A 24,038-nucleotide genomic window follows, 5' to 3' on the forward strand; every position below is an offset into this window, starting at 1 on the left:
GCCATGCTCATCGACTGGTTCACCGTCGGCGCCCAGGCGCTCAACTTCCTCATTCTCGTGTGGTTGTTGAAGCGCTTCCTTTACAAGCCGATCCTGGACGCCGTCGATGCGCGGGAGGAGAGGATCGCGGCGCAACTCGCGGACGCCGACGCGAAAAAAGCCGAAGCGCAAAAGCAGCGCGACACATTCGATCAAAAGAACGAGGCGTTCGACCGGCAGCGCGCGGCCCTCATGAGCCAGGCGGCCAGCGACGCGAAAGCCGAAGGTCAACGCCTCCTCGACGAGGCGGGAAAGGCGGCCGACGCCTTGAGCGCCCGGCGGCGGGAGGCGCTGCAAGGCGACGCCCAAAACCTCGACGAAGCCATTGGTCGCCGGATCCAGCAGGAAGTCTTCGCCATCGCGCGCAAGGCGCTGGCGGATCTCGCCACGGACAGTCTGGAGGCACGCATGGTCTGGGTCTTCATCACGCGCCTGCGGGCAATGGACGGGAAGGCAAAGGAGGATCTGGCCGAAGCCCTGAAGGCGGCCCCCGGCTCAGTGCTTGTGCGCAGCGCATTTGACCTGCCCGCGGCGCAGCACGCCACGCTGCAGACGGCGCTTAGGGAAACGTTCCCGGGCGTGGCTCCGGTCCGGTTCGAAACGGCGCCGGAGCTGGTCGGCGGGATCGAGCTCACGGCGAATGGCCAGAAAATCGCCTGGAGCATCTCGGATTATCTCGTATCGCTGAAAGAGGGCGTTGACGCGTTGCTGAAGCAGAAGGTCGAACCCGCGCCCAAGCTCGAAACGAAAAGCCAATGACCACGGAGCCTGAAAGCTTGCAGGTCGTCTGCGACCGCGCGTTCGCCACGATAGGCGAAGCGCGGCGCAAATTCACGCCGCAACTGACGCTTCGGGAAGTTGGCGCCATCGCCAGCATCGCCACCGGCATCGCCAAGGTGACCGGGCTTCCCGGCGTCGGCTCCGATGAGCTGGTGCGGTTTCCAGGCGACTTGCTCGGCATTGCCTTCAATGTGGACGAGGATGAAGTCGGCGTCGTTCTGCTTGGCGAATACCAGTATCTGAACACGGGCGACGAGGTCACGCGGACAGGCCGCGTCATGGATGTCGTCGTGGGCGATGGATTGCTGGGGCGCGTCATCGACCCGCTCGGTCGTCCGCTCGACGGCGCGGGCCCGCTGTCCGCCAGCGAACGCCTGCCCATCGAACGGACAGCGCCCCCCATCATGGATCGCGCGCCCGTCACCGCGCCGTTGCAGACCGGGCTGAAAGTCATCGACGCGCTGATCCCCGTCGGGCGCGGTCAGCGCGAGCTTATTCTCGGCGACCGCCAGACCGGCAAGACGGCCATCGCGCTCGACACCATCCTCAACCAGCGCGACCAGAATGTGGTCTGCGTCTATTGCGCTATTGGCCAGCGCGCCTCCGCCGTCGCCAAATGCGCGGCGACCCTGCGCGAGAAGGGGGCGATGGATTACACAGTCTTCGTCGTGACCGAGGGCAACGATCCGCCAGGACTCACGTATATCGCGCCCTATGCGGCGACCAGCGTCGCCGAACATTTCATGCGGCAAGGGCGCGACGTGTTGATCGTCTATGACGATCTCACAAATCATGCGCGCGCCTATCGCGAGCTGTCCTTGCTGCTGCGCCGGCCGCCCGGACGCGAAGCCTTTCCCGGCGATATTTTCTACATTCACGCGCGGCTGCTCGAACGCGCGACACATTTGCGCGCGGATCTTGGCGGCGGCTCGCTCACCGCGCTGCCGATCATCGAAACCGAAGCCCAGAACATCTCCGCCTATATTCCCACCAATCTGATTTCCATCACGGACGGGCAAATTTATCTGTCCCCGTCTCTGTTCGAATTGGGTGTCCTTCCCGCCGTCGATGTCGGCAAATCCGTTTCGCGTGTCGGCGGCAAGGCGCAGCGCGCGGCCTATCGCGCCGTGGCTGGAGACCTCAAGCTGGCCTATGCCCAGTTCGAGGAACTCGAGACTTTCGCCCGGTTCGGCGCGCGTCTCGATGAGGACACCAGCAAGACCATCGCGCACGGGCGACGGATCCGCGCCTGCCTCAAACAGGCGGAATCCTCCCCGGCGAGCGTTCCCACGCAAATCACGGTTCTGGTCGCGCTGACCGCGAGACTGTTCGACGCCATAGAGCTCGATTTGATGCCAAAGGCCGAAAGCGCGGTCCAGGGCGCGGCGGCCAACCTCCCCGCAGACCTGCGCGCGCGTTTTGAAAGCGCCGACAAGTTGAGCGATGACGACCGGAAGTCCATCGTCGAAATTGCGCGCCAGGCGCTGGTTCCGTTTCTCGACCAGCCTCATGTCGCGGCGCCGCCCGCGGCCAACCCATCATGAACGATTCCATCGAGAGCCTGAGTCGAAAGATCGGCAGCGCCAGCGATCTCCAATCCGTTGTGCGAACGATGAAAGCCCTGGCCGCGTCGAGCATCGGGCAATACGAAAAATCCTTGAGCGCCCTGGCCGACTATTATCGGACCGTCGAACTCGGACTGGGCGCATGCTTTCGCGAAAGCGAGAGGACCGCCGCTATGCCGCAACAGAAGGCGTCGACGCCGGCGGGGGGGATCCATGCGGTGGTCTTCGGCTCCGATCAGGGACTTGTCGGGCAGTTCAACGACGCGGTGGCCGATTATGCGATCAAGTCCCTCAAGACGCAGCCCGGCAAGCTAAAGGTCTGGGCTGTCGGCGAACGCGTCCATGGGCGCCTGGCGGATGCGGGCGCGCCACTGTCGGGACTCTTCACCGTCCCGAATTCCGTCGAGGCCATCGCGCCGCTTGTCGGCGAGATTCAAATCGCAAGCGAAGCGCATCGGGATGAGAACAACGAGGTCGGACTCTGGGTCTTCCATAACAGACCGCTGCATGGCGCGCTCTACCAACCCGTGGGACAGCGTCTGTTGCCGCTGGACGCGCAATGGCGCCGGGGACTGACAGAAATTCCTTGGCCCACAAGCAACTTGCCCGAAGCGATGGGCGATGGCCACGCCACTTTGCGCGCGCTCGTCCGCGAATATCTGTTCATCTCGCTGTTCCGGGCTTGCGCGGAATCCCTCGCCAGCGAGAATGCCAGCCGCCTGGCGGCGATGCAGAGAGCCGACAAGAACATCACGGACCTGCTCGAGCGGACTCGCGGCGCCTATCACCTTTTGCGCCAGAGCAAAATCGATGAGGAGCTGTTCGACGTGATCGCCGGCTTCGACGCCCTGGTCGAGCCGAGGCGAACGAGATCGTGAAACGCCTGAAGCGAAATCGGAACGGATCATTTTTGATTTCGTATGAGCCATGGAGACGAAGCCGATGAACGTCTATCGATTGGACCCTGTCGATCGCGGACACGCCTCCTGGGCGTTTTCCAAGGAAAAGAACAGCGTTTGGGTGGGATCGCCGACGGCGGACAAGGCGCGCGACCTCGCGGCCGCGCGGTCGGGCTTCGATGATCTCGCGACGCCGGGCGCCGTCTCGCCGTGGAACAATTCAACGGTCACGTCTTGCGTTCTCGACCCGACCCTCAAGCTACTGAAGGAGGGAGACGTGGTCAGGCAGGATGGGAGCGAATTCGAGTATTAAGACAATAACGATCTCATCTTCCTGCCCTATTGAGAATATTTCTAGGTTTCGACGCAAGTTGACGCCGAAAACGGCCAAGTGGGTGTCGATAGATTCTCTGAGTAGTTTCCGAACCTATCGCTGAAAACGTGACGTCGCCTATCGTCGGGCAAGCCGGGAAGGCTGAGAAGAAATCAGGATGACACATGCTTCAGTTCGCATCGGCCCTGAGAGGCTACGCCATTGAGGCGAGCGACGGCGAGATCGGAACCCTCGCCGATTTTCTTGTTGACGACAGGACATGGCGCACGCGCTGGCTGGTCGTTGACACAGGGACTTGGCTGACAGGCCGCATGGTTCTTTTGCATCCAACGTCCATTGGCCGAGCGGATCACGGGCGGCGCGAACTTTCTGTCGCCTTGACCCGGGCGCAGGTTGAAGCAAGCCCCGAGCTGTCCCAGCACGAGCCGGTGTCGATGCAGATGGAGCGTCATCTCTATGACTATTATGGCTGGGAGCCGGACACGCTAGAATATGCTTTCGGTGCCAATCCCATCGCCTCGCGATTCTCGGCGCCGCCCTTTTTCCCAGTCGCGTCCGATGGGGACATCGCCCTCGCCGCGCGTGATTGCGATCCGCATTTGCGCAGCCTCGAAGCGATCCGCGGCTATCACATGCTTGGTCCCGACGGCGCGCTCGGCAAGGTTGAGAACGTGGTGATCGACGACGCCGGCTGGAGCGCGTCCTATCTGGTGGCCGACACGGGACGCTGGTGGTCGGGCACGCAGGTCCTGGTCTCGCATCATGCCGTGAAGGACATCTCCTGGGCCGAGCGTGAAATCCACGTCGACATCACCCGCTCTCAGGTCAAGGCCAGTCCCCCGTGGAGCGCGCTTGGCGACGTCGACAAGGATTACGAAAAGGATCTGCACGACCATTACGATTGGCCCGGCCATCAGTGACTGGCGGTGTCGCGGCGACATCAATCCATCGACATGGCGCGCTCGCCGGCGCCCGCCGAGGTCGTCGGGCTGCCCCCCTGGTTTCCCGTTCTCAACAAACGCCGCCAACCCTTCTGGCGAAGATCGGTGCGACGAGGAGGAATTGACGCCCCATTCCCCGGACGATCGCGGCGACTCCTCGCCGCAATTGAACCCGCTGGAGGCCATAATGTCCGTATTGTCGACACGTGAGCGCAACGCATTGACCGACGAGAAATTCGGCCTGCCGGACAAGCGCGCCTATCCGATGCCCGATGCGATCCACGCGCGCAACGCCAAGGCGCGCGCGGCGGAAGAGTTCAACATTGGCAATCTGTCATCGGCCGAAAAGGCACGGATCGACAGCAAGGCCGACGAAATTCTCGGCGAGGCGTGATCCGTCCGATCAGGGGACAGGCCTCGCGGCGATGGCCCGCGACGGCGGGGCGACCCGGAAATCAAATTCTTCCAACCGCGAAACGTTGCAGGAGCCACATCATGAGCATTCTCCAGACCCGTTCAGCCCGGGCCTTGTTCGAGCCCGCCCAGGCGGGCGCCTTGAAACTCGGCAATCGCATCGTGATGGCGCCTTTGACCCGCAATCGCGCCGGCCCCGGCCTGGTCCCGGGTCCGTTCGCCGCCGAATATTACGCCCAGCGCGCCTCGGCCGGCCTGATCGTCGCCGAGGCCACGCAGGTCTCGGCGCAGGCGCAGGGCTACGCCGGCACGCCGGGCTGCTATACGGACGATCAAGTTCGCGGCTGGAAGCAGGTCACCGACGCCGTTCACGCCAAGGGCGGAACCATCGTCGTTCAGCTCTGGCATACCGGGCGCATTTCCCACACCAGCTTCCAGAAGGACGGGCAGGCGCCGGTCGGTCCTTCCGCCATCCGGGCGAACGCCAAGACCTTCGTGGCCGGCCAGGGCTTTGTCGACGTCTCGACGCCCCGCGCGCTCGAACTCGATGAAATCCCGGGCGTTATTGAGGACTTCCGCACCGCCGGCGCCCGCGCCATCGAGGCCGGATTCGACGGCGTGGAAGTGCATGGCGCCCATGGCTACCTGCTCGACGCCTTTCTGCGAGACGGCGCGAACCATCGCACCGACGCCTATGGCGGCTCCATCGAGAACCGCGCGCGGTTGCTGCTGGAGGTAGCAAAGGCCTGCGCGACGGAGATTGGCGCGGATCGGCTGGGCGTTCGCATCTCCCCGGTCTCCGCCGCGAACGATTCACGCGACAGCGCCCCGCAGCCGTTGTTCAATCACGTGGTCGAAGGACTCAATCCGCTTGGCTTGGCCTACGTGCACGTGGTGGAAGGGGATACCGGCGGCGCCAGAGATAATATCGCCTTCGACTACGCGGCGCTTCGCGCGCGTTTCGACGGCGTCTGGATGGTCAACAACGGCTATGACCGGCACATGGCGGTCGACGCGGTGGCGAGCGGGCGCGCCGATCTGGTATCGTTCGGGCGCCCCTTCATCGCCAACCCCGATCTGGTGGAGCGCCTGAGCAAGGACGCCCCGCTGAACAAACTGATGGGACAGGAGACCTTCTATGGCGGCGGCGCGCATGGCTACACCGACTATCCCACGCTCGAACAAAGCCTGGCCGCGAAGCGCGTCGAACAACACGCCCCGGCTTGAGCCGAACGCATCGCGGTTGGGTTTTCAAACTGCATTCAGCGAGAAGATGAGGGGGCTGTTTCTGGGTCTCCTCCTCTGTCTCACCTTCGCGGGAACGCCGGCCATGGCCATCGAAGAGCCGAAATATGCGGTCTCCTTTCAGGAGGTCGCCTTTGAGATCCGCGACTACCAGGGCGCCGTCGCGGCCGAGGTCACGGTCACCGGCGACCAGAAGGGCGCGGCGAACCAAGGGTTTCGGCTGCTCGCCGGCTACATCTTCGGTGGCAATGCGCGGCGCCAGAGCATCGACATGACGGCGCCCGTCGCTCAGGAGCGCGTCAGCGAAAAGATAGCGATGACCGCGCCCGTGACCCAAACCCCGACGGATGGCGCTTGGGTGGTCCGGTTCACCATGCCCAGCGCCTACACGCTCGAAACGCTTCCCGAGCCCAGCGACCAGCGGGTCAAACTCAGAAAAATTGCGCCGGCTCGTTTCGTGGTGATCCGGTTTTCAGGCTACGCCGCGCCGGAAAGCGTCGAAGAGAGGACCGCCGAACTCATCGCCTTCGCGAAGGAGCGCCATCTGCGCACGATCGGGCCAGCGTCGCTCGCGCAGTACAATCCGCCCTGGACTCTCTGGTTCATGCGGCGGAACGAAGTGATGATCCAGCTGGAAAATTGATCCCGCGCTCACCGGGCGCGTGTCAGGCTTGCGCGATGGATTCGATCATCGCGAGCCGACGCGATTACGGTGACCTGGAATGCTTATGTTCCAAACCTGATGAGCCCGGCCGCCCATCGTCACGGTTTGTCGTGGAGACATCGGCGGCGGAGATCGAACATTGTCGCCTCCCTCCGGCGAACAAAAAGCGGCGAACCACACTGCGCCAATGATCGTGGCGCCGCAGACATTGGCGTGCACAGAGGTTATTGCCGGAAATACACATCGACCTTCATGCCGACGATCAGCGGGTCGGGCGCCGCCAGTTCGACCACCACTTCCGCTACGTCGGTATCCGTGAAATTGCTCTGCCCTTGGGCGCCAAACTTGCCGGGAGCGATGATTGGCGCGATCGAGGACACCTTGCCGGCGATATCGCGGCCGGGAAATGCGTCCGAACGCGCCATTGCGAGCTGCCCGATCTTGATCGTCCCATAGTCGCGTGCATCAACCTCCGCCCGGACGCGCAACGCGGTGAGGTCGCCGAGCACCACAAGCGGCAGCGGCGAGGACGGCGACGCCAACTCGCCGACCCTTGCATCGAGTTGCAGAATGGTCCCGGCCAGGGGCGCGCGGAGTGTCAGAGTGTCCACCGCCGCTTGCGCGCCGCGCAAATCGAGGCGCGCCGCCGCGAGCTGACCTTCCAGCTCCGTCGGCATAATGGAGGGGGCCTTGGCTTCAAATCGGGCCAGATCATCCTGCCGTTGCTGGAGTTGCGCCCGCGCCGTCGACAAAGCCGCGTCCGCCGCTTTCAGCGCATCCTCGGAGCCGGCGCCAGCCCGTCGCGCCGCCGCAATCCTGTCGAGAGCGGACCGGGCGTCGACGACGGCGCGCTCGGCGTCGGCTGCCGCATCTTCGACTTGCCGCCTTGGCGCGTCCTTGGGAAGCGGAGGGTTGGCGCGTCCGCGTTTGCGAAGATTGACCTCGCTTTCCACTTTGGCGAGACGTGTCTGGATCTCGTCGTTGTGGATGCGGATCAGAGCTTCTCCCGCAAAAACCTTGTCGTTGACCTTCACCAGAATCTGACCGATCCGGCCAATGCCCAGCGAACCGACGCGGATTTGCTGCGAACAGGGTTCGACGCGTCCGGGCGCCACCGCCCGCCAGGCTTGCGCTTCCGGCGCGGCGGCCTGCGGAGCCGCCGGCTCCTGAGCACGGCTCGGCGGCAAAGCGACGACAGTCGTAAGGCCGAGAACGCCGAAGGCGAGGACCATCTGTTTCCGTTTTGACATTGCGATCTTGCCTCCTAAGCCACCTTTTGGGAGCCGGCCGCGCGGCTGTCGCTGATGATGCGTCCGTCCTCGATATGAACAACCCGATCCGCGAACGAAGAGATGCGCGGGTCGTGTGTGACGACCAGCACGCCGCGCGCCGAGTCTCTGGCGATCCGCGCCAGCACCGACATGACGGCGCGGCCATTCTCCGCGTCCAGCGCGGCGGTCGGCTCGTCCGCGAGAAGCACCGAGGGATCGCCAACGATGGCGCGCGCGATGGCGACGCGTTGCTGCTCGCCGCCGCTCAACTCGCGCGGATATGATCCCGCCTTGTGCGCAAGCCCGACGATGGCGAGCACCTCCGTGGCCTTCTGCGTCGATCGGTCCGAGCTTTCCCCACGGATATCGAGAGCGATCCGGACATTGTCGATGGCCGTCAGCGTCTGAAACAAATGATAGGACTGAAACACAAACCCGATATTGTCGCGCCGCAGTCTTGCGAGGTCACCGGGTTCCAAGCCGGCGGTGGGATGGCCGTTCACGCGAACCGTTCCGCTTGATGGCGTGAGCATGCATCCGAGAATCGAGAGCAGCGTCGTCTTGCCGCTTCCCGAGGGACCCATGAGGAGCGTCAACTCGCCCCCGGCGATCGCCAGATTAACGGCGTCAAGCGCTTGAAACCTGGCGGCGCCGTCGCCGAGATATTGACTGATGTCAATGGCTTCGAGGACGGGGCCGGTCATGACGCGAAGACCATCACGGGATCAACGCGCATGACCTTCACGATCGCCAGAATGGCGGACGAGACGCTCATCACGATGGTCAGCAGCAGAAGGATCGAGGTCGTCGCCGTCGTCATCATGACGGGCAACGCCGTCTCCGCCGTCGCCAGCGCCACGATCCAGCCCATGACTGCGGCCAGGGCAAATCCGATGATCGCGCTGATCACGGCCTGGATCATGATGACCTCGATGATGTAGCCGTCCGATGATCCGATGGCGCGCAGCGTCGCGAATTCGGGCAGATGATCCTTTGTGCTTGAATAAAGCGTCTGCGACACGATGACGGTCCCGACGATCAAGGCGAGCAGCGAGCCTAACAGCAACGCGGCGCCGGCGCCGGTGCCCGACACCCAGAACGTTCTGCTGCGGTCGCGAAACTCGTCCGGAGTCAGCACGTCGGAATCTGCGAGCCGCGCGCGGAGCTGATCGCGAATGGCCGTGGCGCTTGCGCCAGCGACGAGGCGGACCATGAAATACGAGGCCTTGTTGGGCGGTGTTCCCGTAGCGGCGCGAGCAAACTGTGGAGAAACAAAGACATAAGGCATGGTCGTGAACGAGCGGACGCCATGCGTGGTCTCCCGCACATCGACCTTTCGATCGTTGATTTCAGCGCTTTCGCCGATCCTGCTGGCTCCAAGGCGATCGAAATAGGATCGGTCGATCGCCACGGCTCCGGGTATGGCAAGCGACGCGAAATCGCCTTCGACAATATTCCAGGGCTTTAGCCCTTCGTCCTGCGCGCCGGACCCGACAAGGAATATCGGAGACGTCTCTCCGGACGGCGCGCGCCAGCGGCCGAAGCCGACCACCAGCGGAACGATCTGCCGCACGCCGGCGAGCGACAACCCGCGAAACCGCTCTTGTTCGTCCAGAAACGAGGGATCATCCTCAAAACTGTTCGAGCCCTTCGGCGCGATCCAGAGGTCGGCGTCGGCATGATCGATCATGACCGTGACCATTCTCTGGAAACTGACATAGAGGCCCATCTGAATGGTCACGAGCGCCATCGAGAAGCCGATGCCGAAGGCGGTGGCGATCAATCTCAGTTTGTCCTGAAACAGATTCTGGAAGGCAAGTTTGGGCGCGAGCGACATTTTTCTTTCACCCAGACTGTGTGTTGCTCGGTTGCACGCGGCGCGTCTTGAGCCCCGCGGCGTCTCGCCTTGCGCCGCGGTCGAAACCGCGCACGCCGTGGAAAAGTGATGGTCTGAATTCAGCTTTTGGCCAAACCCTTGCGCGCCGCCGACGCCATGGCGATCAGCGCCGCGCCGCCGAATAGCAGGTCGATGCCGACCAGCAGGCCAAGCGCCCAGACCAGTGTGCCGGGAAACCCGGAGATGATGATCCCGGCAAGGATCAGATCGGTGACGCCGTTCATCAGCATCCATTCCCATTTGCCGGACAATTCGCGGCGATAGGCGATGGCCAGGAAGATGATCGCGGCGCCGTCGACGATGAAATAGGCGACCAGCACAAACGTCAGTGGCGCCAGGCCTTGCAGCGGATCCCAAAGCAGGAGCGCGCCGGCGATGATCGCCGCCGCCGCCGACAGAATCGACCAGCCGAATCCCGGCGCGGAGCTTGTCTTGAATGTGAACACCAGGCCCAGGAGTNGTCCCGCGATCAGAAACAGCCAGCCCAGGAGAACCGTCGTGGCCAGACCGGCGATCAGGGGCAGGACGATGGCGCCGAGCCCGAGGACGCACAAGATGATCCCTTCGGCCAGAAACAGTTTCCAATGCTCCCGCATCGACTGGGTGAGAGCCTCCGGCAGTTCTGAGGACAGTGTCGGCTGCTGTATGGACATGGTCTATCTTTCTTCGGTTTCGATAAACATTTGCGCGCGCGACCAGCGCCCTGAAGCGTTTGCGCGAGGATTGAACTTTTCGCGCCGCTCTCGAACCGTCAGGCTTCCGCCAGATCGTGCAGGGCGATGAACGCCTTATAGACAACACGCGGATCGAACTTGCCCTTGTAGACAGCCGGGGGCTCGCGCCTCAGCCCGAGCAGCGCGTAGGTCGCCGCCTGCGCCGAACGGATGGAATATTCAACGGTGAACACGACATCGTCGGGCTGCTCGCAGAATTGCCCGATGAAGGCGAGGTTTTTCGAGCCCTTCGGCACGACAAGCGGGCGATCCCCCTCTTCGCGGCGGAGGAACTGGCTGGTGATGAACGGCATCATGCAGGGGATGCAGGTCGACGCCGCAAGAATTTTGGGCGCGCTGGCGCCGGCGTGGAGGTGGCCGAGAATCTCGGTCATGATCTCGCGTCCCGTGCAGGAGGACATGCCCTTTTGCACAAAATTGCCCGGGGCGGAAACATGGAGTCCATAGCCCCAGAACACGCTGACGTCTTCAGGCTGGCCGATGAAATGCGGCTGATGGGGAATGACGATCGAGGCGAGCCAGTTCGAATCCGGGAATGTCACGAGGCCGCCTTCGCCGGGGGCATTGCCGGTGAGATCGCGAACGATCCGAAGGAATTCCGGATCGTGCAGCGTCGTGGTGAACGAGACCCATTTCGACTCGTCGATATGGTTTGAAAAGACGGAGGGATGACCGAAGTCGGTCCTGCCCGCCGCGAGCTTTTCCCAAAGCGTCCAGGCGCCGCCGTCCGCTTTCCCGTTCAACGCGGGCGCGCGATCCATCGCGCCAAGGCTCGACGCCTCCGTCATCGAGCCCAGCGTCACCAGCACGAAGTCGTTGGCGCCGACCGCGATTTCGCCAGGTTGTCCGTCGCGCGCAAATTCGATGCGCGTGACCCGCGTCTCGCCGGCTTGCTCGCGCAATCCGAGGTTGGTGACCCGCGTGTTCAGCGCGAAAATCACACCCCGCGCCGAAAGCCATTTGTGCAGCGGCCTGACCATGGAATCGTATTGGTTGCTGACCGTCCGCATGATGCCTTCGAGACGGTTGAAGCCCGCGACCATATGGGCGAAGCGCGCGAGATAGCGCTTGAATTCGACCGCGCTGTGCCAGGGCTGAAAGGCGAAGGTCGTGCACCACATGAACCAGAAATTGGTCTCGAAAAACGCGGCGTCGAATTGGTCCGCGATGCTGGCGCGGCCAAGCATGGCTTCCGGCTCGATCGCCAGCCGTTCGATCGTCAGAATATGCGCCTCGCTCAAGCCGAATTTCGGCGCGACCTCGCGATGCCCGTCGCGAACGAGCCGCGATTTCGACGAGGTCTTCATCGTCTCGTTCCAGTCGAAGATCTCCTGGGTGACGGTCTTGCTGTCGTCGAGCGTCGGGATCGACGAGAACAGGTCGTAGGTGCAAAGATATTTGCGCTCGATCATGCGTCCGCCGCGCAGCACGTAGCCGTCCAGGGCCGAACCCGCGCCATCGAGGCTGCCGCCGAGCTTCTCGGTCTCCTCAAGGATCGTGATGTTGCGGCCGAGCACGTCGCCGTCGCGGATCATGAAGGCGGCGGCGGCCATGGAGGCGATGCCACCGCCCACCAGATAGACCTTGGCTTCGTCAGGGCCGGTCCGCGCGGGAAGCCGGCGATCGGAGTTCGCGCTGCTGTCGGTCATATCGTCTCACTCCGGCCAAAGAGGGCAGGCGCCGCGCGTAAATTGCCGCGTCATCGGATCTCCGGCGCCGCGCAAAATTCCACGACCGCGCGGACGGCCAAGTTTGGACGGCCATGTGCGGACGTCCAAGTGCGGACCCGACGGTTTGACCAATAGCTCACGGCGAACAGGCGGCGTCAGACTCGGAAATTACTCAGGGCGACGCGTCGGCATTGGCGCGCGCGCCGCTCTCCCAACGTCGCGGCATAGGTAGTTTCCGAGCCTGCCGGCCGCGTGCGCCCGCTCTTAAAACTTCACCCTCGCCATTGAAGGCGAGCGAGGCGCCTCGGGGATGGCCGCGGGCGCTCCGATCGCGGCGCCGGTCAAAGCAAGAGCAATGAGGTCAGCCCAATGAGGTCCGCCGTTGAAACGTGACGATCCCCAGGACTGGATGTGGTCGGAATCCGTCGCATTGATCGCCCGCGCGGAGCGGCTGCACGGAAGATTTTTCCAGCCCCGGCAGGCGTCGCGGCAACAGGTTTGGGAGCCGCCCGCCGACGTGCTCGAACTCGAGACTGAAGTGTTGATCCTGGTGGCGTTGCCCGGCGTGGACGCCGACCGGGCGGAGACCACCATCGAGGACGGCGCGCTCGTCGTCGTCGGCCGGCGCGTCCTGCCGCCCGAACTTCAAACCGCCGTCATCCATCGGCTCGAACTCCCTCAGGGCCGCTTCGAACGACGCGTGCCGCTGCCGCCGGGCCGCTATTCGAGCGTGCGACGCAGCGCCGCCAACGGCTGCCTGATTGTGAGCCTGCAAAAGATGTTCCGAGACGGCTGAAAGACGAAAATGTCCGATGACCCCGCCGTACTCCCGGCCGCCGACGAAAAAGCGATCGCGGTCCCAGCGACGCTTTCGACCGCGCCGCTGCCGTCCGATGCGCTGATCATCGTCCCGGTCCGCAACATCGTCCTGTTTCCGGGAACGGTCATTCCCATCGTCATCCAGCGGTCGCATTCCATCGAAGCGGCGCAGAAGGCTCTGCGCCAGGAAAGCCAGATCGGCGTCCTGATGCAGCGCGATCCCGACCTCGCCGAGCCTACCGCCGATGACCTCTATCGCACCGGCACGGTGGCGAACATTCTGCGCTACATCACCCTACCCGACGGCAGCCACCACGTCGTGCTGCAAGGCGAGCAGCGCTTCAGCGTGGTCGATTTCATCCAGGACCGGCCGTTTCTCGCCGCCCGTGTGCTGCGGATCGAGGAGCCTGAAAGCGGCGGCCCCGAGATCGAGGCGCGGACGCTCCACCTCAGGGGACTGGCCGTGGAGGCCATCGAGCTGCTGCCGAACGCGCCGAGGGAAATTGATCCTGGCCATCGAAGCCGCGTCGGCGGGCGCGCTCGCCGATCTCGTCGTCGCCTATCTCGATATCGGCGCGGCGGAGCGGCAGGAAATTCTCGAGACCATCGACATCGTGAGCCGGATGAACAAGGTCGCGCGCTATCTGGCGCAGCGACTGGAAGTGCTGCGCATCAGCCATGAAATCGGCCGGCAAACCAAGGCGTCGCTCGACGAGCGCCAGCGGCGGGCGATCCTGCGCGAGCAGATGGCGGCGATCCAGCGCGAGCTTGGCGAGGGCGACGGCAAGGCGCCGGAGATCGCCGAACTGAGCGAGGCGATCGGCAAGGCGGCGATGCCGGCGGAGGTCGAGGAAATCGCGCGCAAGGAATTGCGCCGCTACGAGCGCATGCCGGAGGCGGCGGCCGAAGCGGGCATGGCGCGCACCTATCTCGATTGGCTGATCGAAATGCCCTGGGCGCCGCCCGAGGAGCCGGCGATCGACCTCAAGGAGGCGCGCCGCATTCTCGACGAGGATCATTTCGGGCTGGAGAAGATCAAACGCCGCATCGTCGAATATCTGGCCGTCCGCAAGCTCGCGCCGAAAGGCAAGGCGCCGATCCTGTGCTTTGTCGGGCCGCCCGGCGTCGGCAAGACCTCGCTCGGCCAGTCGATCGCGCGCGCCATGGGCCGCGCCTTCGTCCGCGTCAGTCTCGGCGGCCTCCATGACGAAGCCGAGATTCGCGGCCATCGCCGCACCTATGTCGGCGCGATGCCGGGAAACATCGTTCAGGCGATCCGCAAGGCGAAGGCGCGCAATTGCGTCATGATGCTGGATGAAATCGACAAGATGGGCCGGGGCGTCCAGGGCGACCCTTCGGCCGCCATGCTGGAGGTGCTGGACCCCGAGCAGAACGCGACATTCCGCGACAATTATCTCGGCGTGCCCTTCGACCTGAGCCGGATCGCCTTCATCGCCACGGCGAACATGCTCGACTCCATTCCCGGCCCCCTGCTCGACCGCATGGAGATCATCGGCCTCGCCAGCTACACCGAAAGCGAGAAGCTTCAGATCGCTCTGCGCTATCTCCTGCGCCGGCAACGCGAGGCCAATGGCGTGAACGAAGCTCAGGTCACGTTCGATGAAGACGCGCTGCGCGCGATCATCCGCGACTACACGCGCGAGGCCGGCGTGCGCAATCTCGAGCGCGAGATCGGCAGGGTGTTGCGCTACGCGGCGGTGCTGGTCGCCGAGGGCGGCGTCGAGACTGTCCACATCACCTGCGACAAGCTCACGAAAATCCTGGGACAGCCGCGCTACGAGAGCGAGGTGGCGATGCGCACCAGCGTGCCCGGCGTCGCGACCGGGCTGGCCTGGACTCCCGTCGGCGGCGACATCCTGTTTATCGAGGCGACGCTGACACCCGGCGCGGGACGCCTCATCCTCACCGGACAGCTTGGCGACGTCATGCGCGAAAGCGCCCAGGCGGCGCTCAGCATCGTCAAGAACCGCGCCGCCTCGCTCGGAATCGACGGGGCGCGGTTCGAGAAGAACGACATCCACATTCATGTGCCCGCCGGCGCGACGCCGAAGGATGGGCCGAGCGCGGGCGTCGCCATGTTCACGGCGCTGGTGTCGCTGCTCACCGACCGCACGGTTCGCGGCGACACCGCCATGACCGGGGAGATCAGCTTGCGCGGTCTTGTCTTGCCGGTGGGCGGCATCAAGGAAAAGGTTGTCGCCGCCGCTGCGGCGGGACTGGGCAGGGTCATGCTGCCGGCGCGCAACCGCCGCGACTACGACGACATCCCCATTGAGGCCCGTGACAGACTGGAGTTCATCTGGCTGGAGCGCGTCGACGACGCCATCGCCGCCGCGCTGTCGGCGGCGACATGACGTTGGCGTAGGCGATCAGGATCAATCGATCCTTTGTCGCGGCGCCGGCCTGGATATCGTCTGGCCTCAATTCGTCGCTGCCGCAATCGTCGGTGGCGCGTTGTTTACCAACTCTGCGTTTCCGATCCGTGGCCGCGCAATCCGTTTACGCATGACTACGCCCGGCATGCTGTCGCGACAGCTTGCCGGGCGTAATTTGTTCAGGCGACCAAAAGGTCGTTCTCGACACGAGTCGTGCCCGGCGCGGCCCAGGCGGCGGAGCCGGCCTCGTCACGCTCGGACCAGGAATGGACATTCCCGGTCAGCTTCACCTTGCCATCATGGGCCGATACGGCGATGGCGGCGGGATCGAACCAGGAGCGGTCCAGGGCCAGGAGGATCTTGTCCTTGATATCCGTCGCATCGGGCTTCCGCGTGATACCAATGTCATTGGTGACGCCCTTGACGCCCCAAAGCGCGCGCACGTCGTTGAGCGCCGCTTCCTGCTGGTAATGCCATTCGACGACGCCGGTCAAAGTGACCCAACCTTTTTCCACCTTCACCTTCACGGCATTGGCGGGAATGGTCGTGCTCCACTTGAAGCGGTTGATGGCGGCGGCGGCAATTTCCTCGTCGCCATGCTTGACGTCGAAGGGCAGTCGCACTTCGATTTCCTCCGCAACCGCCTTGACCTCATTGACTCGCCGAGCAGCCTTCTCGGCCGCCGATTTCTCGGCGAAGGTCGTGACATGGCCCATCAGGGTCACGATGCCGTCCTTCGCCGTCACCCCGATGTGAGCAGAGTTGACGCTCGGCTCCCAGGCCAATTCGTCGAGCACGGCCTGTTTCAGCTTTTTATCGTCGGACATGACCTTCTCCCAAAGTGCGATCAGAGCGATGACGTGACATCACTTCATGACCCCGCTTGGATAGAAGCCCGGGCGGCGCGGCGCGAGGATCGGAATTTACTCACATCAGCAAACCTAATCCGCGGCGGTTGTTGTTTCGCCCGGATCGGAAGCAGAGGCGTCGCCCCCGCGACCTCGGGGATTTCGTGCCTCAATCCCACATGCGCCAGTCAGCCTCGGATGCAGCCGTCCGGGGTGCGGGGCTTGAAGGGCGGCGGCCGCTTCGGGGCTTCAGATTCCGTGGCGGGGCAATCCGTCGCAGGGGATGAGTAGTTTCCGACGCTGCCGCTGGCGAATGCTCCAGCCTTAAAGTCAAAACACCTTTCACCGAATACGCGATGACCCCGATGCCGCATGCAAACAGAGTGTTGTCCACAATGAGATCGATCATGTTCAGCACGCATGATTTCGATGAAGCGTCCTTCACGCGCGCGAACAAGGACATCGGACATGACATCACATTCGTGCGCCCGCGCCTCGACTCGACCACCGCGGGACTGGCGCGGGGCTTTGACGCCGTCATTGTGGCCGTCGAGGATCAGTTGGATGAGGTCGTTCTGAAACGGCTCGGCATTTTCGGCGCCCGACTTGTCGCGCTGCGGATCAAGGGCTTTGACAATGTCGATCTGGCGGCGGCTGAGCGGATCGGCTTGCGGGTTGTCCGCGTTCCCAACTACTCGCCCTATTCGGTGGCCGAATATGTCTTTGCGCTCGCCCTGTCGCTGTCGCGCCACATTCCAGAGAGCCAGCGGCGCACGCGCGACGAAAACTTTAGGATCGACGGTCTCTTGGGAACCGAACTGTTCGGAAAGACCTTCGGGATCGTGGGCATGGGCCGCATCGGAATGGCTGTCGCGCGGATCGCCTGCGGATTTGGCTGCGAGGTGCTGGCGTTCGATATCAAGCCTGCGCCAATGACGGCCAAATCCGCCCCGGTTACATGGGCTCCGTTGGACGAGGTTATTCGCAAGGCGGATATCCTGTCGCTGCACGCGCCGCTGACGCCCGAGACCCACCACATGATCAATGCGCAACGGCTTGCGTTGATGAAAGCCAACGCCATCCTGATCAACACGGCCCGCGGCGGATTGATCGACACCGCCGCGATGATCGAAGCTTTGAAATCCGGCAAGCTCCGGGCAGCGGGGATCGATGTTTACGAGCTTGAGGGCAAGTCCTTCGACCATGATCTATCGAACAGAATCCTCGCGGATGATGTCCTCGCCCGCCTTCTGACGTTCAGTAATGTCGTCGTCACGCCGCATATGGCGTTCCTGACCGAGGAAGCGCTGAAAGATATCGCCGACACAACCCTCTCCAGTCTGACTTCCTTTGAGAAGGGGGAGGTCTTGAAGTCCGAGGTCAAAGCCCGTCCAAAGCCAGAGTTCGCGAATGTCTTCTGATTCATGATTTGCCACCCTGTGATCACTCGCGCCGGCCTCGCTCGCGGCCCCCGCGATGTCCATCACCCCGGCGAGTCCGAATCTGTCGGCTTTTTGTCCGACTGCGCGTCATCTTCAGCCGTCTCGCGCGGAGGGCGGTCCCAAGAATAAGTGAAGCGAGGTCCGAAGTCATGTCGTCGCTGACAACTTCTCCCATCATCGAACTGTCCAGGCGGCTGGGCGACAAAGCCCGACCTCTGCCTGACCTGCATAGGCCCGAGGCCTTTGCCGCGCATTTCGATGTTTTCGCGGACGCGAAAATCGTCCTGCTGGGCGAGGCGTCTCATGGCGCGGCGGAGTTTTACACGGCGCGCGCGGCGATCACCCAACGTCTGGTTGAGCGTCATGGCTTTCGCATCCTCGCCCTCGAAGCCGATTGGCCCGACGCCGCCGAACTCGACCGTTTCATTCGCCAGCACGGCGTCTGGGGCGAGCGCAGCGCCTTCACCCACTTTCCGCGCTGGATGTGGCGCAACATGGAATTCGCCCATTTTCTGAAAACGATGCGGCGGTGGAACGAAGCGCGTTCGCCGCATGACCGGCTGGAACTGCGCGGTCTCGACGTTTACAGCCTGCATCGCTCGCGCGACGAGGTCCTGACCTATCTTGATCGGGTCGATCCGCAAGAAGCTGTGGCGGCGCGGCGGCGCTATTCGTTCCTGACGCCCTTTCTGGACGCGCCGCAAGCCTATGGCGCGCAGGCGCAGGCGACGGGACGCAATTGCGAAGACGCGGTGGTCGCGCAATTGGTCGCGCTGCTTGAACAGCGCATGGCTTACACCGCCAAGGAGGGCGGCGAAAAATTCTTTGACGCCGAACAGAATGCCCGGGTGATCCGCGCGGCGGAGGGCTATTACCGGGCGATGTATCGCGGCGCCAGGGAAAGCTGGAACCTGCGCGACAGCCATATGTTCGAGACGCTGGCGCGCGTGCTTGAGCAGCGCGGGCCGGATGCGAAGGCCATCGTGTGGGCGCATAATTCGCATATCGGCGACGCCAGCGCCACGGCGATGGGCGAAAGCGGCGAGTTCAACATCGGTCAGCTCTGCCGCGCCAGATTTGGCGATCAGGCGGCGCTGATCGGCTTCTCGACCGATCGGGGCTGCGTCATGGCCGCCGACGAATGGGGCGCGCCGCCGAGGGTCAAGACCGTGCTTCCCTCTCGGCCCGACAGTTGGGAGCGCGTCTTTCGCGACGCCGGCCATGCGCGTTCCCTGACCAATTGGCGCGCGGACCCCGCGCTGGCTTCGGATTTGTCGCAGCGCCGGCTGGAGCGCGCGATCGGCGTGATCTACCGGCCGGAAAGCGAGCGCCAGAGCCATTATTTCGAAGCGCATCTGTCGCGGCAATTCGACGCCATGGTCTGGTTCGAGGAAACCTCGGCGGTCACTCCGCTGGCGGGCGCGCCCGCCGAAGGCGCGCCGGACGTTTATCCGTTCGGCCTGTGACCGTCGCGGCCGGCGAACGAGTCTAAAGACAAGATGCTCAAACCAAACGGATGAGGCGCATCATGGACACGTGCTTGGTGGAATCAGCGGCGGACAGCGGCAAGATCCGCGCGAAATCGGGGCGTTTCATCCGCTTCTTTTCGGAGATCGGCATAAAAGACGTGCCCCTGGTTGGCGGAAAGAACGCCTCGCTCGGTGAAATGTTCACCGATCTCACGCCGAAGGGCATAGCCGTGCCCCACGGATTCGCAATTACCGCCGACGCCTATCGTTACACGCTGGATCAGGCCGGGGCGTGGCAGGCGCTGCGCAAATCGCTCGACGGTTTGAATCCGTCCGACGTCGCGGATCTCGCGCGGCGCGCGGCCCGCGCGCGCGAGATCGTCTATGGCGCCGGCCTGCCCACCGATCTGCAAGCCGAGATTTCCGAGGCGCTGGCGAAATTGACCAGGGAATATGGCCCGCAGCTCACGGTCGCGGTCCGATCCTCGGCGACGGCCGAAGACCTTCCCGACGCCAGCTTCGCCGGGCAGCATGACAGCTACCTCAATGTGGGCGGCGAGGCTTACGTCCTCGATGCGGTGCGCCATTGCTTCGCCAGCCTCTTCACCGACCGCGCGATCCGCTACCGCATCGACAATGGCTTCGACCATTTCAAGGTCTTCATTTCCGTCGGAATCATGAAGATGGTCCGATCGGATCTCGCATCCTCCGGCGTCATCTTCACCATCGACACCGAGACGGGTTTCAAGGACGTGGTCTTTATCACCGGCGCTTACGGTCTCGGAGAAAACGTCGTGCAGGGCGCCGTCGATCCCGATGAATTCTATGTTTTCAAGCCGACCTACCGTGAGGGCAAGAAGGCCGTGCTGAAGCGGACGCTCGGGTCGAAGCAGATCAGGATGGTGTTTTCGCAGGGCGGGCGGACGACGACACGCAACATGCCGACCGATCGCAAGCACAGGGAAAGCTACTGCATTTCAGATGCGGAAGTCCTCGCGCTGGCGGGCCAGGCCATAATCATCGAGGATCATTACAGCGCAAAGGCCGGCAAGCCGCGCCCCATGGACATCGAATGGGCGAAGGATGGCCTCGACGGCCGCCTCTATATCGTCCAGGCGCGCCCGGAAACCGTGGCCTCTCGTCGCGACCACACGGTCATCGAGGAATTCAGGATCAAGAAGCACGGTCCGGTCAAGGTCGAAGGGCGCGCCGTTGGAGCCAGGATCGCCTCCGGCGTCGCCCGAGTCATCGAGCATGTGAGCGAACTGTCGAGCTTCATTCCCGGAGAAATCCTGGTGGCCGACGCCACCTCGCCCGATTGGGGAACGGTGATGAAGTCGGCGGCCGGCATAGTGACCAATCGTGGCGGCCGGACGTGCCATGCGGCGATCGTGGCGCGCGAGCTTGGCATTTCCGCCATTGTCGGGACCGATGTCGCGACACGCGTCATCAAGACCGGCGAGCTGATCTCCGTCTGCTGCGCCGAGGGCGATGTCGGGCGGGTCTATGAAGGCGCCATGGACTTCGAGGTGGAGAAGACCGACCTGTCGAACCTCAAGCGTCCGGCGACGCAAATCATGATGAACGTCGGCAATCCCGATGTCGCCTTCGGCGTTTCCGCTCTGCCGAATGACGGCGTCGGCCTCGCCCGGATGGAGTTCATCATCGCGAACTCCATCAGGATTCACCCGATGGCCCTGGCGCATCCCGAAAAGATCGTCGATCCGAAAGAACGCGACGAGATCGCGCGGCTGACGGCCAATTGCCCGACCCCCGCCGCGTTCTTCGTGCAGCGCCTTTCGGAGGGCGTGGCGACGATCGCCGCCGCCTTCCATCCCAAACCCGTCATCGTCCGCATGTCGGATTTCAAGACCAACGAATATGCGTCGCTGCTCGGCGGCCGCGTCTTCGAGACCGTGGAGGCCAATCCCATGATCGGGTTTCGCGGCGCGTCCCGCTACGCCCATCCGGCCTATCGCGACGGTTTCGCGCTCGAATGCGCGGCGATGAAGCGCGTGCGCGAGGAAATGGGCTTCGTCAATGTCAAGTTGATGATCCCGTTCTGCCGGCGGGTCGAGGAGGCCGAGCGCGTGATCTTGCTGATGCGTGAGCTTGGCCTGGAACGCGGCAAGGACGGGCTCGAAATCTACGTCATGTGCGAAATCCCCAATAATGTCGTGCTGATCGATCAGTTCTCGAAACATTTCGACGGGTTTTCGATCGGCTCCAACGACCTGACGCAACTGACACTCGGCGTCGACCGCGATTCCGTGATCGTCGCCTTCGATTTCGATGAACGGGACGAAGGCGTCAAGACGATGATCCGCCTCGCGGTCGAAGGCGCCAAGCGCAACGGGCGCCATTGCGGAATTTGCGGTCAGGCGCCGTCGGACTATCCGGAGATCGCGGAATTCCTTGTCCGCATCGGCATCGATTCCATCAGCCTCAGCCCGGATTCGGTCCTGCGGACGACGAACCGGGTGCTCGAACTGGAGCGCAAGCTTGGCCGGACGAGACAGCCGGACCATTGAGCGCGTCCAGCCAGCAATCGAGCCCGGAATTTCCCGTTCTGTCGCGTCAGGTCTCCACGCCGCCGTCGTTCGGACGCCAACGGCGGCGAAAAGTCGGTTGTGAAGCGGCGCGGAAGCATGGCCCCTCCGGTCCAAAATAGATCAACGTCTTACGACGCCGGTCGGCGTCCAGACCCCGCGCCGTTTCACACGCCACCAAGTACGCCGCTTGAATTGCGCCGCGCAGCGCCGGCTCCGATAGTCGCGCCGCTGCTGGAGGCGACGACAGCAGGATAGCGGAAGTCGCCGCCGAACATCCCGACGTTGCCGCCAACATAGATCCGCTCCATGACAAGGACGAGGGCGCGAACTCGCGCGGCGATCCCACGGTCGCGGGCATCTGCCGATCGTAACTTTGTTGGAGATAGGGCGCGTCGCCGTACGGTGGAAGGTTATATAAGGTGCCAGACTGCGCAAGCGCGGGAGTAGTTATGGAAAGAGCGCGGACGGAATAGAAAATGATAGGTTTCATTGGCAACATCCTTAGGTGTTGCCGAAACGTAAGCATGCTTGGTTGTAGGTGGCGTTGCGGGCGCGCGGCGGAGTTGGCCCGCTGGCGGGGCCGAGTTGAGACCGTGAAACCTCGCGCGTGGCATGCCGATCTCATAATTTGCAATTAATTGCACGATTGAAACCCAGTTGTGGGGAAGCCCAGCCTCCCCACCGCGCTCATTGAGACGAAGGACAACCTCCTCAACCTGGAAAGTGTTTGATTTATCGCAATGTTCTTGTCGCGAAACCGCGTTTTTATGCTGGTCTACGTAAAGGCCGCAATCTACTCTAGCGCATACGCGCTCGAGATTGGGGGAAAGAATTAAGTGGCAAACGCGACGATCTAACTCGCCGACTTCGCAACGGTCAATCTGCATTACGCCCTAGCCGAAATTACCACGATCGGCGACACAGCATCAATCGTGCGCGCGTGTGACCATATCCGGCAGGCTGAAAGCTGCTTGAGTGCGGTCATGGCGGAATACGACTTCCCCGAAGAACCGGAAGTCGTATGAACGCAGGGCGCCAACATCGCCAAAAGAAAGAAACGCCCGACAAGAGACCAGTTCGGCGGGTGCCATGTCAATGTTGGGCGGCCTGCGCCTCTTCTTTATGCGCAAGCATTCGGAGATACTCAAACACGGCTTGGCCGTTCATCAGTGAAGGGTCAAAACCGCTTTCTTCCGCAATGGCGCCATACCGGGCATTTAACTCCGATTTCGTTCCAATATAGGCCATCGACCAATGGCCAAAAGCCCGTTCGGCCGCGGGCTCAAAGGTGACCAGCGAGACATTGGTGTGACGCTCATCGCGCTTCACACGATCGTAGATTTGCTCGACGGGATCGCGTAGGCCCTAAATAATCTGGATAAAGCAGCCCGAATTGAACATCAAAGCGCCCGTGAGCCCTAATCGCCCATTATTGCGCCGCGATACAGCCAGAATGTCCAGCAGGGCATCGTTGCTCCCTGGGGATACCGCGACGCAACGGCGGCTGAAATAGATGAGTCGATGAAGGGCTCTGGTCATGAGATGAAGCCTTGGTATGACATTTCGAACGCTGTGCGCGGTTGTGCGGCGTATAACTACTTATGGTTGCAGCCTCTGGTTTACGGTTCCTTTTCCGATTGAAAATTATATTTTCAATGATGGGCTCGATGGCGTCGCGAAAGGGGCGAACGCGGCTGGTCACGTCCGGCCGGCTCAAGGACATCCTGCTTGGGCGGGCTGGCCGTGGGAGGCGCTAAGGGCGCGCGGTGGTGCGTCTCTCGATAGCGGAGCGGGATTGAATCAGTGACGCGCGGCGTCGAGACGCCGAACTCGAACCCGGTGCCGTCAAGTCGTGCAATTAATTGCATACGCCCTGGTAGCCGCTCCCGCAGGTCGCGACCTCCGAGGTATCATCAGGCTGCACGAGTGACGTTGCCTCTGCGCGGTTGCAACAGGAGGGGAGCGCTGCGCATGCGCAGGCAAGGGCATTGTCACCCACCACGTCCCGCCTACGGATTTCTACGGCCATGGGACATCGATGGGTCGGGCGGGCGGGAAC

General features: G+C 63.1%; 18 protein-coding genes and 3 pseudogenes. 13 read left to right on the forward strand and 8 right to left on the reverse strand.

The annotated features are described in order from the left end of the window. The first annotated feature begins 3 nt into the window (after positions 1-3). The 8 genes from CCR94_RS02695 to CCR94_RS02730 all read left to right on the forward strand — a co-directional run bounded on the left by CCR94_RS02695 (position 4) and on the right by CCR94_RS02730 (position 6,860). Positions 4-798: a F0F1 ATP synthase subunit delta gene (locus CCR94_RS02695; protein ID WP_104506340.1), complete on the forward strand. Its 795-nt coding sequence runs from the start codon at positions 4-6 to the stop codon at positions 796-798. Continuing rightward, entirely contained in the window at positions 795-2,363 is a 1,569-nt protein-coding gene (locus CCR94_RS02700; RefSeq protein WP_104506341.1) for an alternate F1F0 ATPase, F1 subunit alpha, read from the forward strand. The genes CCR94_RS02695 and CCR94_RS02700 overlap by 4 nt, the downstream gene beginning before the upstream one ends. Further along, entirely contained in the window at positions 2,360-3,262 is a 903-nt protein-coding gene (locus CCR94_RS02705; RefSeq protein WP_104506342.1) for a F0F1 ATP synthase subunit gamma, read from the forward strand. Before CCR94_RS02700 ends, CCR94_RS02705 begins: the two co-directional genes overlap by 4 nt. Positions 3,263-3,326: 64 nt before the next feature. Then, positions 3,327-3,596: a hypothetical protein gene (locus CCR94_RS02710; RefSeq protein WP_146089826.1), complete on the forward strand. Its 270-nt coding sequence runs from the start codon at positions 3,327-3,329 to the stop codon at positions 3,594-3,596. 185 nt (positions 3,597-3,781) lie between these two features. Further along, positions 3,782-4,537 (forward strand): PRC-barrel domain-containing protein, encoded by a 756-nt coding sequence (locus CCR94_RS02715; RefSeq protein ID WP_104506344.1) that lies wholly within the window; start codon positions 3,782-3,784, stop codon positions 4,535-4,537. 208 nt (positions 4,538-4,745) lie between these two features. Then, a complete protein-coding gene (locus CCR94_RS02720) occupies positions 4,746-4,952 on the forward strand; it encodes a hypothetical protein (protein ID WP_104506361.1) in 207 nt (68 codons plus the stop codon). Positions 4,953-5,053: 101 nt separating this feature from the next. Continuing rightward, positions 5,054-6,199 (forward strand): alkene reductase, encoded by a 1,146-nt coding sequence (locus tag CCR94_RS02725; RefSeq protein ID WP_104506345.1) that lies wholly within the window; start codon positions 5,054-5,056, stop codon positions 6,197-6,199. Further along, complete coding sequence (locus CCR94_RS02730; RefSeq protein WP_206605762.1) at positions 6,111-6,860, forward strand: SOUL family heme-binding protein; 750 nt, start codon at positions 6,111-6,113, stop codon at positions 6,858-6,860. Before CCR94_RS02725 ends, CCR94_RS02730 begins: the two co-directional genes overlap by 89 nt. Positions 6,861-7,105: 245 nt before the next feature. Here the strand turns inward: CCR94_RS02730 and CCR94_RS02735 are convergent, their stop codons facing one another. The 6 genes and pseudogenes from CCR94_RS02735 to CCR94_RS02755 form a co-directional block, all read right to left on the reverse strand. Beyond that, entirely contained in the window at positions 7,106-8,131 is a 1,026-nt protein-coding gene (locus CCR94_RS02735) for an HlyD family secretion protein (protein WP_104506346.1), read from the reverse strand. 14 nt (positions 8,132-8,145) lie between these two features. Further along, positions 8,146-8,856: an ABC transporter ATP-binding protein gene (locus CCR94_RS02740; RefSeq protein WP_104506347.1), complete on the reverse strand. Its 711-nt coding sequence runs from the start codon at positions 8,854-8,856 to the stop codon at positions 8,146-8,148. Continuing rightward, positions 8,853-9,989: an ABC transporter permease gene (locus tag CCR94_RS02745; RefSeq protein ID WP_104506348.1), complete on the reverse strand. Its 1,137-nt coding sequence runs from the start codon at positions 9,987-9,989 to the stop codon at positions 8,853-8,855. Before CCR94_RS02745 ends, CCR94_RS02740 begins: the two co-directional genes overlap by 4 nt. 119 nt (positions 9,990-10,108) lie before the next feature. After that, positions 10,109-10,508, reverse strand: a 400-nt coding sequence (locus CCR94_RS02750) for a DUF308 domain-containing protein (RefSeq protein ID WP_244593911.1), incomplete at its 5' end; no start/stop codon positions are given. A 1-nt stretch (position 10,509) separates the two neighbouring features. Next, positions 10,510-10,702: pseudogene (locus CCR94_RS25845) on the reverse strand (HdeD family acid-resistance protein); the annotation flags it as partial. 98 nt (positions 10,703-10,800) lie between these two features. Continuing rightward, positions 10,801-12,432 (reverse strand): oleate hydratase, encoded by a 1,632-nt coding sequence (locus tag CCR94_RS02755; RefSeq protein WP_104506350.1) that lies wholly within the window; start codon positions 12,430-12,432, stop codon positions 10,801-10,803. Between the two features lie 403 nt (positions 12,433-12,835). On the opposite strand from CCR94_RS02755, the gene CCR94_RS02760 reads away from it, so the two are divergent. After that, positions 12,836-13,249 (forward strand): Hsp20/alpha crystallin family protein, encoded by a 414-nt coding sequence (locus CCR94_RS02760; protein WP_104506351.1) that lies wholly within the window; start codon positions 12,836-12,838, stop codon positions 13,247-13,249. 9 nt (positions 13,250-13,258) lie between these two features. Beyond that, positions 13,259-15,647, forward strand: a pseudogene (lon, locus tag CCR94_RS02765) (endopeptidase La). 200 nt (positions 15,648-15,847) lie between these two features. Here lon and CCR94_RS02770 read toward each other — a convergent pair. Beyond that, positions 15,848-16,495: a BON domain-containing protein gene (locus CCR94_RS02770; protein WP_104506352.1), complete on the reverse strand. Its 648-nt coding sequence runs from the start codon at positions 16,493-16,495 to the stop codon at positions 15,848-15,850. 377 nt (positions 16,496-16,872) lie between these two features. Here CCR94_RS02770 and CCR94_RS02775 point away from each other — a divergent pair, with 377 nt between their 5' ends. From CCR94_RS02775 to ppsA, 3 genes are all read left to right on the forward strand, one after another. Next, positions 16,873-17,937, forward strand: a complete 1,065-nt coding sequence (locus CCR94_RS02775; protein WP_244593912.1) for a 2-hydroxyacid dehydrogenase — start codon at positions 16,873-16,875, stop codon at positions 17,935-17,937. A gap of 170 nt (positions 17,938-18,107) precedes the next feature. Further along, positions 18,108-19,424 (forward strand): erythromycin esterase family protein, encoded by a 1,317-nt coding sequence (locus CCR94_RS02780; protein ID WP_104506354.1) that lies wholly within the window; start codon positions 18,108-18,110, stop codon positions 19,422-19,424. Between the two features lie 62 nt (positions 19,425-19,486). Beyond that, positions 19,487-21,958 (forward strand): phosphoenolpyruvate synthase, encoded by a 2,472-nt coding sequence (ppsA, locus tag CCR94_RS02785; protein WP_104506363.1) that lies wholly within the window; start codon positions 19,487-19,489, stop codon positions 21,956-21,958. A 1,113-nt stretch (positions 21,959-23,071) separates the two neighbouring features. On the opposite strand, the pseudogene CCR94_RS25850 reads toward ppsA, so the two are convergent. Next, positions 23,072-23,518 (reverse strand): annotated as a pseudogene (locus CCR94_RS25850) (BLUF domain-containing protein). Positions 23,519-24,038 lie beyond the last annotated feature (520 nt).

The sequence above is a fragment of the Rhodoblastus sphagnicola genome (assembly GCF_002937075.1).
In the GTDB taxonomy this organism is placed as follows: domain Bacteria; phylum Pseudomonadota; class Alphaproteobacteria; order Rhizobiales; family Beijerinckiaceae; genus Rhodoblastus; species Rhodoblastus sphagnicola.

Excerpts from the sequence above, each read along its gene's own strand:
- CCR94_RS02695 (WP_104506340.1), top strand. The coding sequence starts at position 4 with ATGCTCATCGACTGGTTCACCGTCGGCGCCCAGGCGCTCAACTTCCTC.
- CCR94_RS02700 (WP_104506341.1), top strand. The coding sequence starts at position 795 with ATGACCACGGAGCCTGAAAGCTTGCAGGTCGTCTGCGACCGCGCGTTC.
- CCR94_RS02705 (WP_104506342.1), top strand. The coding sequence starts at position 2,360 with ATGAACGATTCCATCGAGAGCCTGAGTCGAAAGATCGGCAGCGCCAGC.
- CCR94_RS02710 (WP_146089826.1), top strand. The coding sequence starts at position 3,327 with ATGAACGTCTATCGATTGGACCCTGTCGATCGCGGACACGCCTCCTGG.
- CCR94_RS02715 (WP_104506344.1), top strand. The coding sequence starts at position 3,782 with ATGCTTCAGTTCGCATCGGCCCTGAGAGGCTACGCCATTGAGGCGAGC.
- CCR94_RS02720 (WP_104506361.1), top strand. The coding sequence starts at position 4,746 with ATGTCCGTATTGTCGACACGTGAGCGCAACGCATTGACCGACGAGAAA.
- CCR94_RS02725 (WP_104506345.1), top strand. The coding sequence starts at position 5,054 with ATGAGCATTCTCCAGACCCGTTCAGCCCGGGCCTTGTTCGAGCCCGCC.
- CCR94_RS02730 (WP_206605762.1), top strand. The coding sequence starts at position 6,111 with ATGGCGGCGGCGCGCATGGCTACACCGACTATCCCACGCTCGAACAAA.
- CCR94_RS02735 (WP_104506346.1), bottom strand. The coding sequence starts at position 8,131 with ATGTCAAAACGGAAACAGATGGTCCTCGCCTTCGGCGTTCTCGGCCTT.
- CCR94_RS02740 (WP_104506347.1), bottom strand. The coding sequence starts at position 8,856 with ATGACCGGCCCCGTCCTCGAAGCCATTGACATCAGTCAATATCTCGGC.
- CCR94_RS02745 (WP_104506348.1), bottom strand. The coding sequence starts at position 9,989 with ATGTCGCTCGCGCCCAAACTTGCCTTCCAGAATCTGTTTCAGGACAAA.
- CCR94_RS02755 (WP_104506350.1), bottom strand. The coding sequence starts at position 12,432 with ATGACCGACAGCAGCGCGAACTCCGATCGCCGGCTTCCCGCGCGGACC.
- CCR94_RS02770 (WP_104506352.1), bottom strand. The coding sequence starts at position 16,495 with ATGTCCGACGATAAAAAGCTGAAACAGGCCGTGCTCGACGAATTGGCC.
- CCR94_RS02775 (WP_244593912.1), top strand. The coding sequence starts at position 16,873 with ATGACCCCGATGCCGCATGCAAACAGAGTGTTGTCCACAATGAGATCG.
- CCR94_RS02780 (WP_104506354.1), top strand. The coding sequence starts at position 18,108 with ATGTCGTCGCTGACAACTTCTCCCATCATCGAACTGTCCAGGCGGCTG.
- ppsA (WP_104506363.1), top strand. The coding sequence starts at position 19,487 with ATGGACACGTGCTTGGTGGAATCAGCGGCGGACAGCGGCAAGATCCGC.